The following is a 12,111-nucleotide window of genomic DNA, read 5'->3' as shown; positions in this document are numbered from 1 at the left end:
CGGGCGGCCCTCTTGAAGGAAACAAAGATGTATACCGAAACCATCAACAAGTGCGCCGCCAACGCGGCCCGCATCAATCGCTTCGAGCGCAGCGACAAGCTCGGCTTCTGGCTCAGCTCTGCCATGGCGGGGGCCTATGTGGGCCTTGGCATCATCCTCATCTTCACCCTGGGCAACCTGGTGGATCCGAGCATCCGTCCACTGGTGATGGGGGCCACCTTCGGCATCGCCCTGACGCTCGTCATCATTGCCGGTTCCGAGCTGTTCACCGGCCACACCATGTTCCTCACCTTCGGGGTGAAGACCGGCAAGATTTCCATGGGGGATCTGCTGCGCATCCTGCCGCAGACCTGGGCCGGCAACCTGCTCGGATCCATCGCGGTGGCGCTGATCTACTCCTACGGCGGCAGCCTGCTACCGGACGCGGGCAGCCTGGCGCACAAGGTGGCGCTGGCCAAGACCCAGGCACCGGCGCTGACCCTGTTCATGAAGGGCGTGCTGTGCAACTGGCTGGTCTGCCTCGCCATCTGGATGGCGCTGCGCACCGAGGGTGCCGCCAAGTTCATCGCCATCTGGTGGTGCCTGCTGGCCTTTATCGCCTCCGGCTACGAGCACTCGGTCGCCAACATGACCCTGTTCGCCCTCTCCTGGTTCGGTGCCCATTCAGAGGCCTACACCCTGGGCGGCATCGGCCACAACCTGCTGTGGGTGACCCTGGGCAACACCGTCTCCGGCGCCCTCTTCATGGGCCTCGGCTACTGGTATGCCACCCCCAAGGCTGAGCGCCCGGTCGCGGTGAGCGAGACCACCACCACTGCCAACCAGACTCAAACCGCCTGATCAGGAGGCCCCATGGACTACTTGCCCATCTTTTGCCGACTCGACAACAAACCCGTGCTGCTGGTCGGCGGCGGCGAGGTAGCGGAGCGCAAGGCGCGCCTGCTGCTGGATGCCGGTGCCCAGCTCACCGTGGTCGCGCCCGAGCTCGACCCCGAGCTGGCAGAACTGGCTGCCAACGGCAGCATCGAGTGGCTGGCCGGTGAATTCGCGCCGCAGCAACTGACGGGCAAGTGGCTGGTGGTGGCCGCCACCGATCGGCGCGAGGTGAACGCCCTGGTCTACCAGAGCGCCAATCAGGCGCGGATCTTCGCCAACGTGGTGGATGACCCGAAACGCTCCAGCTTCATCATGCCGTCGATCATCGACCGCTCGCCGCTGATGGTGGCCATCTCCTCCGGCGGCAAGGCCCCAGTGTTAGCCCGCTTGCTGCGGGAAAAACTCGAAGCCTTGCTGCCCCAGCATCTGGGCGCCGTTGCGGCCTTCGCCGGCAGCCTGCGGGAGCGGGTCAAGGCCCGCTTCGCCAGCATGGGCGAGCGGCGCCGCTTCTGGGAACGGCTGCTCGGGGCGGACCGGCTCGGGCAGGCGCTGGCACGGGGCGATAGCGCCTCTGCCAATCAGCTGGCCGACAGCCTGTTTGCCGACGAGAGCCAGACCGGTGGCGAGGTGGTGCTGGTGGGGGCAGGCCCCGGCGATCCAGGCCTGCTCACCCTGCACGCCCTGCGCCAGATGCAGCAGGCGGACGTGGTGGTCTATGACCGGCTGGTCTCCGACGAGGTGATGGCGCTGGTGCGCCGGGATGCCAAGCGCATCTTCGTCGGCAAGCAGGCGGGCAATCACTGCGTGCCGCAGGAGGGGATCAACCAGCTGTTGCTGGACGAGGCGAAGAAGGGCCAGCGGGTGGTGCGGCTGAAGGGGGGTGACCCCTTCATCTTCGGCCGTGGCGGCGAGGAGCTGGAGACGCTGGTGGGCAGCGGCATCGGTTTTCAGGTGGTACCGGGGATCACCGCGGCCAGCGGCTGCGCCGCCTACGCCGGCATTCCGCTGACCCACCGCGATCACGCCCAGAGCGTGCGCTTCGTCACCGCCCACGGCAAAGGGGGCGCCCAGGATCTCGACTGGCCGCTGCTGGCCAAAGACAAACAGACCCTGGTGTTCTACATGGGGCTCTCCTCCTGCGCCACCATCCGCGAGCAGTTGCTGACCCACGGCAAGGCGGGCGACACCCCGGTGGCGCTGATCGAGCGCGGCACCCAGCCAAGCCAGCGGGTCATTCGCGGCACCCTCGATCAGTTGCCCGCGCTGGCGGTGGGGGTCGAGAGTCCGGCCCTCATCATGGTGGGATCTGTGGTGACCCTGGCGGACCAGCTTGCCTGGTTCGGGCAAGGATGCGCCGCAGATGCGGCCCTGGCCTCGGCCTGATCGCTGCATCTATGTCAACGCCACCCTCGGGTGGCGTTTCTTTTTCTGCATTTACTGTCATAACCTCTTGTTTTGAGTCTGGTATCCTATGGGGTGTGTCAGCCGGACCACCGAATTCAGGAATTCTGCTTCATGTCCCTCCCCGCCAAGAACAGCGCCAAACAGCGTGAACAAGACAGATCGCGCATTCTCACCCTGCTGCTGGCCGATGATGCCCTCACCGACAGCCTGCTCGACCCGCAAGGGGTGCAGGATGCCACCCTGCGGGACCAGACCAGCGAGCTCACCCGGCTGGTCAACAGCCTGCCCGCCGCCGATATCGCCGATGCGCTGGAATCCCTGCCGCCGGACGAACGTCACGTGCTGTGGCAGCAGGTGGACGAGGAGAAACACGGCCAGATCCTGGTCGAGGCATCGGAAACGGTGTGGGACAGCCTGATCAGCGGCATGAGCGACAAGGAGCTGCTGCACGCCCTGCGCACCCTCGACATCGACGATCAGATCTATCTGGGCCAGTACCTGCCCCGCAACCTGATGGGGCGGCTGCTCACCTCCATGGCCCCGGCCCAGCGCGACCGGGTGCGGGAGGTGATCCGCTACGGCAAGCACACGGTCGGCGCCATGATGGACTTCGAGCTCATCACGGTGCGGGCCGAGGTGAGCCTGGCCACGGTGCAGCGCTACCTGCGCCTGCGCGGCAAGATCCCCGCCAACACCGACAAGCTGTTCGTCACCGACCGGCGCAACCGGCTGCAGGGGGAGCTGCCGCTCACGACCGTGTTGCTGCACAAACCCGAGACCCTGGTGCGCGACGTGATGGAGAAGGATCCGGTCACCTTCGATCCGGAAGACAACGATGAAGCCGCCGCCCGTACCTTCGAGCGGGACGACCTGGTCTCCGCCGCCGTCATCGACGGCCGCGGCAAGCTGATGGGCCGGCTCACCGTCGCCGAGGTGGTGGATCTGGTCTATGAGGAGAGCGACACCGACCTGCGCCGGATGGGGGGGATCAGTGAAGAGGAGGACGTGTTCGCGCCTGTCTCCAAGGCGGTCAAGACCCGCTGGGCCTGGCTCGCCATCAACCTCTGCACCGCCTTCGTGGCATCGCGGGTGATCGGTCTGTTCGAGCACACCATCTCCCAGCTGGTGGCGCTGGCGGCGCTGATGCCCATCGTCGCCGGTATCGGCGGCAACACCGGCAACCAGACCATCACCATGATAGTGCGGGCGCTGGCGCTGCAGCATATCCAGACCGGCAACGTCTCCTTCCTGCTGTGGCGCGAGCTGGGGGTGGCCCTGATCAACGGCCTGGTGTGGGGCGGCACCATGGGGGTGGCCACCTACATCCTCTATCAGGATGCGGCACTGGGCGCGGTGATGACGCTCGCCATGATGCTCAACCTGCTGGTGGCGGCGCTGATGGGGGTCATCATCCCCATGACCATGAGCCGGCTGGGCCGCGACCCGGCGGTGGGGGCCAGCGTGATGATCACCGCCATCACCGACACCGGCGGCTTCTTCATCTTCCTGGGGCTGGCCACCCTGTTCCTGCTTTAATCTGATTGGCAATAAAAAGGGAGCTTTTATGGCTCCCTTGTTCATTCGGCGCGGCCGCTACACCCGGTATTTGGCCACCGCCTGGTTGAGCAGCTTGGCCTGCTCGGTCAGGCCGTGACTCGACTTGGCGTTCTCCTCCGCCATCAGGCTCGACTCCTGGGCGATGTCGCGGATGTTGTTGACGTTGCGGTTCACCTCGTTGGCCACCAGGCTCTGCTGCTCGATGGCGGCGGCAATCTGGGTGCTCATGTCCATGATATGGGTGACGTCCTGGGTGATCTGCTCCAGCAGTTCGCCCGCCATGCTGGCCTGCTCCGAGCTGCTGTTGCCCTGCTCGCGGCAGGTCGCCATCATGCCCACTATGTTGCCGGTCTGCTTCTGTAGCGAACTAATGATGCCGGCGATCTCCTGGGTCGACTTCTGGGTGCGGATGGCGAGGCTGCGCACTTCGTCCGCCACCACCGCAAAGCCGCGCCCCTGATCCCCTGCCCGCGCCGCCTCGATGGCCGCGTTGAGGGCCAGCAGGTTGGTCTGCTCGGCGATGCCGCGGATCACGTCCAGCACAGAGCCGATGGTTTCGCTCTCCTGCTGTAGCTGGGCCACTTCGCGGGAGGAGTTCTCCAGATTGTCGGCCAGGGAGCGGATCTGGCTGACGGTGTTCTCCACCGCACTGCGCCCCTCCATCGCCTTGTTGTTGGTGGTCTGGGCATTGTTGGCGGCCTGTTCGGTGTTGCGGGCGATCTCCTCTATGGTGGAGCCCATCTCGGTGGAGGCGGTCGCCACCATGTCGGTCTCCTGCAGCTGGCGAGCGGCCCCCTCGCTGGTGCGGCGCACGTTGCCGGAGAGGTGATCCGCCGCCTCGGTCAGGGTGTGCACGCTCTGCTTCACGTCGCCGATGAGGTGGCGAAAGCCCCCCAGCATCACGTCCAGATTGCCCGCCAGCTGGGCCATCTCGTCCGCCCCCTGCAGCTCTATCTTGAGGCGCAGGTCGTTGTCCTGCCGGATGCGGTTGACGGTATCGTTCACCCGCGAGATGGGGCGGTCGATGCTGCGCCCCAGCAGCATGCTCATGATGCCGATCAGCACTATGATGATGCCGCCGCAGACCAGCATCAGGGTATTGAGGCGCGAGGTCTGCCGTACCAGCTCGTCGGCGATGTGCTTGCCGACGGCGGTAAAGCCCTGCTCGGTCTGGTGCACCAGGCCCCGCATCTCATTGCGCAGCCCCTCATCTTCACTCAACCCCAGCACTTGCATGCCCTGCACCAGTGCGACGAAGTCCTGCCGGTACTGCTCGCTGGCCTGCTCCAGCTTGCCGCGATCAGCCTCCGGCAAGGTTGCCAGCCGCTGCTGGAAATCCTTGTGCAGGGTCTGGAAGCGTTCCAGATACTGGATGTCGGAGCGCAGCATGAAGTCTTTCTCCGCCCGCCGCAGCTGCAACATGGTGATGAGCAGCCCCTGCTCATCGAGCTGCTTGAGCCCCTCTTCCACCTGATGCACCGCGGTTCTCAAACGCCCGTAGAGGCCGTCTTCCGGCCCCAGCCCGATGATCTGCTGCTGGGCCACCAGATCGTTGAAGGCCTTGCCATAGGCCCCCATCTGCTGATCCAGCCGGGTCAGCTCGCCCTGCACGGCGCTGAGGTTGTCATCCTGACCCAGGGTCTGGTTGAGCTGGTGAAAATTGGCCAGCACCTCGTTGAAGCGGGTCACGAAGGCCGGATCCTTGCGGATCAGGAAATCCTTCTCGGCCCGTCGCAGGTTGAGCATGGCGATCTCGAGCCCGTCCACGTTGCGCTGGGCCTCGGTCAGATGGCGACTCACCTGGTTGGAGTAGAGAAACAGGCCGCTCAATACCAGCATGGCAACGGCGACCAGCGCGGTATTCAAGATCAATTTATGACGGATCAGCACGATGAACCTCTCACAAGCACGGGATGGACTGCATTGAGCTTATGCGGAAAACGTTATCCCCGTTGTTGTTCAAGGAATATTCATTGAAATGCCGGTCCCACTCCTTATACTGGATCCCACCTGTTTCCAGCGGTGGATTTGACACAATGGAATACAACACTTCAGAACTGTGCGACATCTATCAGGACATGGTGGATGTGCTCGAACCCATGCTCTGCTCCTTCGGCGGCCGCGCCTCTTTCGGCGGCGTCATCACCACAGTCAAATGCTTCGAATCAAACGGCCTGATCCGTGAACTCGTCAAAGAGAACGGCGTCGGTCGGGTGTTGCTGATCGACGGCGGTGGCTCCATGCGCCGCGCCCTGATCGACAGCGAGATCGCCACCACGGCGGCCGAGAACGAGTGGGAAGGGATCGTCTGCTACGGCTGCGTGCGCGAGGTAGACATTCTGGAAGACTTGGATATCGGCATTCAGGCGCTGGCAGCCATTCCGGTGGGTGCCGACAGCAAGGACGTGGGCGAGACCGATCTGCCGGTCAACTTCGGCGGTGTCACCTTCCTGCCGGACGACCATCTCTACGCCGATACCACAGGGGTAATCCTCTCCCCCGATGCACTCGACATCGAGTAAGCAGAGCAGAGTGAACATGGGAGCCAAGGCTCCCATTTTTTATGTCCGTCGCTGGCCGAAAACACGCAAAAAAAGAGGGCCAGTAAAAACTGGCCCCTTAACTGGAAGCAATGTGAGCAATGTCGTGCCTTCACAAGAAGTCCATCACGTTGGAACGAATGAAGTCTTTCCCGGAAAACAAGGTAACAATAATCATTCTCATTTAACTTGGCAACCCTTATTTGCCAAAAATGCAAAAAAATTGACCACCGCTGTGGGTGGTCAATCTCGTCAGGCTTGCCGTGTGGCCGTTTGCAGGCCGGCCAATCCGGCCTCGCCCACCAGCTTGCGGCTGAGATAACGCAGCAGCACGCCGTAGAGCGGCACAAACAATCCCAGGCTTATCAGCAGCTTGAACACGTAGTCCACGGTGGCAATCTCGACCCAGTGCTCGGCCATGAAGGGATCCGTGCTGCGCCAGAAAGCGATGGTAAAGAAAGCGATGGTGTCCACCAAGTTGCCGAACAGAGTGGAGGCAGCCGGTGCCACCCACCAGGCTTTCAGCAGCCGCAGCCGGTTGAACACCACCACGTCCATGAACTGGCCCACCAGATAGGCCATAAAGCTGGCCAGGGCGATGCGCGCCACGAACAGGTTGAACTCGGCCAGGTTGCCGACGCCCTGGAAGCTGCCCTCGAAGAACAGCACCGACAGGGCATAGGAGATGGCCAGCGCCGGCAGCATCACGGTCTGGATGATCTTGCGCGCCAGACCGGCACCAAAGATCCGCACCGTCAGGTCGGTGGCCAGAAAGATGAACGGAAAGCTGAAGGCACCCCAGGTAGTGTGGAAGCCGAAGATGGTGATCGGCAGCTGCACCAAGTAGTTGCTGCTGGCAATGATCAGGATGTGGAACAACGAGAGGCGCACCAGCGCCGTCTGGTGCTGAGCAGGGGTCAGACTCATATTGTGACCTTTTTGGTTAATGGGGTTAGGGAACCCATACCGCCACCATTGGCGATAATAGAGGGGCGAGATTATACGCCCCCACACTGATAGTTCAATCTTTATGCGGTTGGTTGAGGCTGCTGTCCCCGCTCAGCCCTGATGCTGACGGGCCAGCCAGAGCAGCACCTCGGCATCGGCCGGCTGCTCCGCCGCCAGCCAGCAGCCGCTGTAGTGTTCGTATTCGAGCCGAAAGCGGCTCCCCTCAAACTCCAGCAACCAGCTGTGACGATCAGCGCCGCACTCCCGCTCGAGCGCCACCAGCTCCCACTCCTGCAATAGAACCTCGGCCAGAGTCGGAAAGCTGTCCCAGTCGAGTGCGGGGTTCACCAGCGTCACCACCCCGGTGTCCCTGTCTGTCTGCGCGATACGCCAGTTCATCTGCGGTTCCTCAACTGCTGCAAGAGAGCTCGCCACCGCAATACCATGCCGGTTGCGGAGTAGCGAGCTCCTCGTATTCGGGTTGCTCATCATAGGGGTGCTGCAGGGCCGCAAACAGCCGTTCGAACGGTACCATGTCACCCTGCTCGGCGGCCTCGATCACCCGCTGGGCCAGCGCGTTGCGCAGCACATACTTGGGGTTGACCGCATCCATCTGCGCCTTGCGCACGCCATCCTCGCTCCCTTCCCGGGTCAGGCGCGCCCGATAGGCATCAAGCCACCCTTGCCAGGCGGCAGGATCCGGCAGCAGGGCCAGCAGGCTGGCGGGCCATGCCCCCTCTCGCGTCACCTCACCGAGACGGCGCAGGAACAGGTGGTAATCCACTCCGTGCGCCGCCAGCAGCCGGAACAACTCGCGAAACAGCGCCGGATCGTCGTCTTCCCACACCGCCAGCCCCAGTTTGGCGCGCATCAGTTCCGAGTAGTGCAGCATCAACTGGTGTTCGTACTGGGCCAGGGCCGCCGCCAGCGCGTCCCCATCGACGTGGCCGGCCAGCGCCTGCGCCAGCTTTTGCAAGTTCCAGTAACCGACCGCCGGCTGCTGATCCAGTGCATAACGACCGCCCGGATCCGAGTGGTTGCAGACAAAGTCCGGCACATAGGCATCGATGAAGCCGTAGGGACCGTAATCCAGCGTCAGTCCGAGCAGCGACATGTTGTCGGTGTTCATCACCCCGTGGCAGAAGCCTGCCGCCTGCCACTTGGCGATGAGCCGCGCGGTGCGGCGTACCACTTCGGCAAACAGCTCGGCACCATCGACCAGCTCGGGGAAATGGTGGCGTAGCAGATAGTCGATAAGGGTCGGGATCCGCTCCCCCTGCCCACTCCAGGCGAAATACTCGACGTGACCGAAGCGCAGATGGCTCGGGGCGGTACGCAGCACGGTCGCGCCTGTCTCCACCTGCTCGCGGTAGACCGGCTCCTGGCTGCCCACCAGCACCAGTGCCCGGGTGGTGGGGATGCCGAGGGCATGCAGCGCCTCGGAGGCCAGGTACTCGCGAATGCTGGAGCGCAGCACGGCGCGGCCATCACCGAAACGGGAGAAGGGAGTCTTGCCCGCCCCTTTCAGGTGCAGGTCCCAGCGGCTGCCATCCGGTGCCTGCTGCTCCCCCAGCAGCAGGGCGCGGCCATCGCCGAGACGTGGGCTGTAGCCGCCGAACTGATGGCCCGCATAGACCTGGGCCACCGGCTGCATGCCGGGCAAGGGCTGCCCATGGCCACAGCAGGCCAGCCAGTCGGCCTCGCTCACCGCTCCCAGCCCCAGCTCGCCGAGCAGCGCACGGTTGAGGTGCAGCAGGCCGGGGGCATGCAGTGGCTGGGGTGCGACGGGCTCGCAGGCCCAGGGCAGTTCGGTGGCAAAAGTGTTGATCAGCTTCATGGTGGTGCGGTTCGTCCCTGCGTATGCTCGTGTCACTCTTTATACCGCCGTCGGCCAGCACTGGCTAACGGACGATGCGCTATTTCATTTCAAGGAGAAGAAGATGCAAAGATGGTTGGGCACCCTGCCCCTGTTGCTGTTGTTGGGGGGGCCGGCCCAGGCGGCCGATGTCGAGGCAGGCAAGGCCAAGGCCGCCGTCTGCGCCGCCTGTCACGGGATCGAAGGCAAGGCTCTTATTCCCAACTATCCCCATCTGGCGGGACAAAACGCCGCCTATCTGGTGAAACAGCTGAAGGCTTTCAAGGATGGCAGCCGCAAAGAGCCTTTGATGGTGCCCTTCATGGCGCCGCTCACCGATGCGGACATGGAGAACCTGGCGGCCTATTACGCCAGCCTCAAATAACCTGGCGCGCCCGGCAGACGGGCGCCCGTTGGCGACGCACCCGCCCGGTGCAGCTTCACCAAGCTCCTACCGACGGCAGTAGTCGATGATCAGGTCCATAAAGGCTTCGCCGAAGCGTTCCAGCTTGCGGTGACCCACGCCGTTGACCGCCAGCATTTCCGCCTCCGTCATCGGCATCAGCTGCGCCATCTCGACCAGGGTGGCATCGTTGAACACCACGTAGGGCGGCACCTCTTCATCCTCGGCGATCTGCTTGCGCAGAGCGCGCAGCTCCTTGAACAACCGCTTGTCGTAGTTGGCGTTGTCGAGCAGGCCGTTGCGCTTCTCCTTGCGGCTGGAGATGGGCTGCAGACGCGGCACCGCCAGATCCAGCTTCACCTCGCCGCGCAGCACGGGACGGGCCGCCTCGGTCAACTGCAGCACCAGGTTGCGGGTGATGTTCTGGGTCAGCAGCCCCTTGTGGATCAGCTGGCGGATCACGCTCATCCAGTACTCGTGGCTCTGATCCTTGCCGATGCCGTAGGTCGACAGCTTGTCGTGGCCGTGATCCTTGATGCGCTGGTTCAGCGACCCGCGCAACACCTCCACCACATAACCCACCCCGAAGTTCTGACCCACCCGCCAGACGCAGGAGAGCGCCTTCTGGGCATCTTCGGTGCCGTCATAGCTCTGGGGCGGATCGAGACAGATGTCGCAGTTGCCGCACGGCTTGTCGTTGTACTCGCCGAAGTAGTTGAGCAGCACCTGGCGGCGGCAGGTCTGTGCCTCGGCGAAGGCTGCCATCACGTTGAGCTTGTACTGCTCCACCTGCAACTGCTGGGGGTTTTCGATATTGTCGAGCAGCCGGCGCACTCGACCGATGTCGGCAGGATCGTACAGCAGCAGCGCCTCGGCCGGGGTGCCATCGCGCCCGGCCCGGCCGGTCTCCTGATAGTAGGATTCGATGTTCTTGGGGATGTCGTAGTGCACCACGAAGCGCACGTTGGGCTTGTCGATGCCCATACCGAACGCCACCGTCGCCACCACTATCTCGATGTCGTCCTTGAGGAAGGACTCCTGAGTGCGCTGGCGCAGCTCGAGCGGCAGGCCGGCATGATAGGGCGCCGCCTTGCAGCCGTGGCGGGAGAGCCGCTCGGCCACCTCTTCCACCCGATTGCGGCTGGAGCAGTAGACGATGCCGCAGTTGCCCTTCTGGCTCTGCACGTAACGCAGCAGCTGCTCCGCCGCCTTGAATTTCTCCACCAGGCTGTAGCGGATATTGGGTCTGTCAAAGCTGGCAGTGTGGATAAAGGGATCGCTCAGTTCCAACCGATGCAGCATATCGCTGCGGGTCGCCTCGTCGGCGGTGGCGGTCAAAGCCACCACCGGCACCTGCGGGAACCACTGCTTGAGCCGGCCCAGCGCCGCATATTCCGGTCGGAAGTCATGGCCCCACTGGGAGACGCAGTGTGCCTCGTCGATGGCGAACAGCCCGAGTGGCAACTCGGCTAGCCGGTCCATAAACTCGTGCTGAAGCAGTCGCTCGGGGGAGACATAGACCAGCTTGATCTCGCCGCGACGCATGGCAGCGAAGTTCTGGATCATCTCCTCCCGGCTCAGTGCCGAGTTGATGTAGACCGCCGCCACGCCGTTGGCGCGCAGGCTGTCCACCTGATCCTTCATCAGCGAAATGAGGGGAGAGACCACCACCCCGAGCCCGGGCCGCAACAGCGCCGGGATCTGGTAACAGAGCGACTTGCCGCCACCGGTGGGCTTGAGCACCAGCGCATCGCGCCCCGCCACGATCTGCTCGATGATTTCGAGCTGGCCCGGCCGAAATTGCTGATAGCCGAACACCGCCTGCAGCAGGGCAAGCGGATTCTCTGGCTGGGGGTCAGGCAGGGTTTCGGCAATGGCGGTCATGGGCTCTCCTTTGGGGTCGCCATTCTAAAGCAGCCGCCGCCCACAATAAACCTGCCATTGCGACTGTTAAGGAAGTGTTGCAGACTGGCTGGAGTTTTTACTCGGTCGTACTGCCAGGGATCGGACTCAAGGAATGAAACAGATGCTCAAGAAGATGGCGCTCAGTGGCATTGCCAACCTGTTCGCCGAGAGGATGCCGTTCAACAAGCTGATCGGCATGCAGGTGACCCACTACGACTTCGACAAGGTGGAGCTGCGCATCAAGATGGAGGAGAAGCTGATCGGCAACCCCTTCCACAACATCCTGCACGGCGGCGTCACCGCCAGCCTGCTCGATGTGGCCGGCGGCATGATAGTCGCCGCCTCCTGCATCGACGAGCTGGAAGACTTCTCCCCCAGCTACCTCAAGGAGCGCTTCTCCCGCCTCGGTACCATCGATCTGCGGGTGGACTACCTGCGGCCGGGGCGCGGCAACGAGTTCATCGCCACCGCCCACATCATCCGGGCCGGCAGCAAGGTCGCGGTTGCCCGCATGGAACTGCACAACGAAGAAGGGACTCATATCGCCTTCGGTACCGGCACCTACCTGGTGGGCTGAGCCAGCCTATTGCATAAAAACCACGCTGCTAATCTGATTTTAATCA

The 12,111-nt window shown here is 63.4% G+C and carries 11 protein-coding genes; 6 read left to right on the top strand and 5 right to left on the bottom strand.

What is annotated here, in order from left to right; genetic code table 11:
• Positions 1-27 precede the first annotated feature (27 nt).
• The 3 genes from nirC to mgtE all read left to right on the top strand — a co-directional run bounded on the left by nirC (position 28) and on the right by mgtE (position 3,816).
• Positions 28-840, top strand: coding sequence for a nitrite transporter NirC (nirC, locus tag OKB87_RS15855; protein ID WP_102989835.1), 813 nt, complete (start codon positions 28-30; stop codon positions 838-840).
• A gap of 12 nt (positions 841-852) precedes the next feature.
• On the top strand, positions 853-2,259 hold the full coding sequence (gene cysG, locus OKB87_RS15850; RefSeq protein WP_270827965.1) for a siroheme synthase CysG: 1,407 nt from the start codon (positions 853-855) through the stop codon (positions 2,257-2,259).
• 132 nt (positions 2,260-2,391) lie between these two features.
• Positions 2,392-3,816, top strand: coding sequence for a magnesium transporter (gene mgtE, locus OKB87_RS15845; RefSeq protein ID WP_024945584.1), 1,425 nt, complete (start codon positions 2,392-2,394; stop codon positions 3,814-3,816).
• A gap of 57 nt (positions 3,817-3,873) precedes the next feature.
• Here mgtE and OKB87_RS15840 read toward each other — a convergent pair whose 3' ends face one another.
• Positions 3,874-5,727: a methyl-accepting chemotaxis protein gene (locus OKB87_RS15840; RefSeq protein ID WP_017409750.1), complete on the bottom strand. Its 1,854-nt coding sequence runs from the start codon at positions 5,725-5,727 to the stop codon at positions 3,874-3,876.
• A gap of 146 nt (positions 5,728-5,873) precedes the next feature.
• Here OKB87_RS15840 and rraA point away from each other — a divergent pair, with 146 nt between their 5' ends.
• Positions 5,874-6,359 carry a ribonuclease E activity regulator RraA gene (gene rraA, locus OKB87_RS15835; protein ID WP_005306574.1) on the top strand — a complete coding sequence of 162 codons (486 nt, stop codon included), beginning with the start codon at positions 5,874-5,876 and terminating at the stop codon, positions 6,357-6,359.
• Positions 6,360-6,629: 270 nt separating this feature from the next.
• Here the strand turns inward: rraA and OKB87_RS15830 are convergent, their stop codons facing one another.
• The 3 genes from OKB87_RS15830 to OKB87_RS15820 form a co-directional block, all read right to left on the bottom strand.
• A complete protein-coding gene (locus tag OKB87_RS15830; RefSeq protein WP_270827964.1) occupies positions 6,630-7,304 on the bottom strand; it encodes a 7-cyano-7-deazaguanine/7-aminomethyl-7-deazaguanine transporter in 675 nt (224 codons plus the stop codon).
• A 132-nt stretch (positions 7,305-7,436) separates the two neighbouring features.
• Positions 7,437-7,724 carry a DUF3630 family protein gene (locus tag OKB87_RS15825; RefSeq protein ID WP_270827962.1) on the bottom strand — a complete coding sequence of 96 codons (288 nt, stop codon included), beginning with the start codon at positions 7,722-7,724 and terminating at the stop codon, positions 7,437-7,439.
• Between the two features lie 10 nt (positions 7,725-7,734).
• A complete protein-coding gene (locus tag OKB87_RS15820) occupies positions 7,735-9,162 on the bottom strand; it encodes a protein adenylyltransferase SelO (protein ID WP_270827961.1) in 1,428 nt (475 codons plus the stop codon).
• A gap of 103 nt (positions 9,163-9,265) precedes the next feature.
• Here OKB87_RS15820 and OKB87_RS15815 point away from each other — a divergent pair, with 103 nt between their 5' ends.
• A complete protein-coding gene (locus OKB87_RS15815; protein WP_270827960.1) occupies positions 9,266-9,565 on the top strand; it encodes a c-type cytochrome in 300 nt (99 codons plus the stop codon).
• Between the two features lie 66 nt (positions 9,566-9,631).
• Here the strand turns inward: OKB87_RS15815 and recQ are convergent, their stop codons facing one another.
• Positions 9,632-11,467, bottom strand: a complete 1,836-nt coding sequence (gene recQ, locus OKB87_RS15810; protein WP_270827958.1) for an ATP-dependent DNA helicase RecQ — start codon at positions 11,465-11,467, stop codon at positions 9,632-9,634.
• A 133-nt stretch (positions 11,468-11,600) separates the two neighbouring features.
• Here recQ and OKB87_RS15805 point away from each other — a divergent pair, with 133 nt between their 5' ends.
• Positions 11,601-12,065 carry a thioesterase family protein gene (locus OKB87_RS15805; protein WP_029306122.1) on the top strand — a complete coding sequence of 155 codons (465 nt, stop codon included), beginning with the start codon at positions 11,601-11,603 and terminating at the stop codon, positions 12,063-12,065.
• The last annotated feature ends 46 nt before the right edge of the window (positions 12,066-12,111 follow it).

The organism is Aeromonas sp. Y318-1 (assembly GCF_027706125.1).
GTDB classification, from domain to species: Bacteria; Pseudomonadota; Gammaproteobacteria; order Enterobacterales; family Aeromonadaceae; genus Aeromonas; species Aeromonas hydrophila.
The sequence above is the reverse complement of the archived record's forward strand: the minus strand, read 5'-3'. Positions and strand labels throughout refer to the sequence as shown.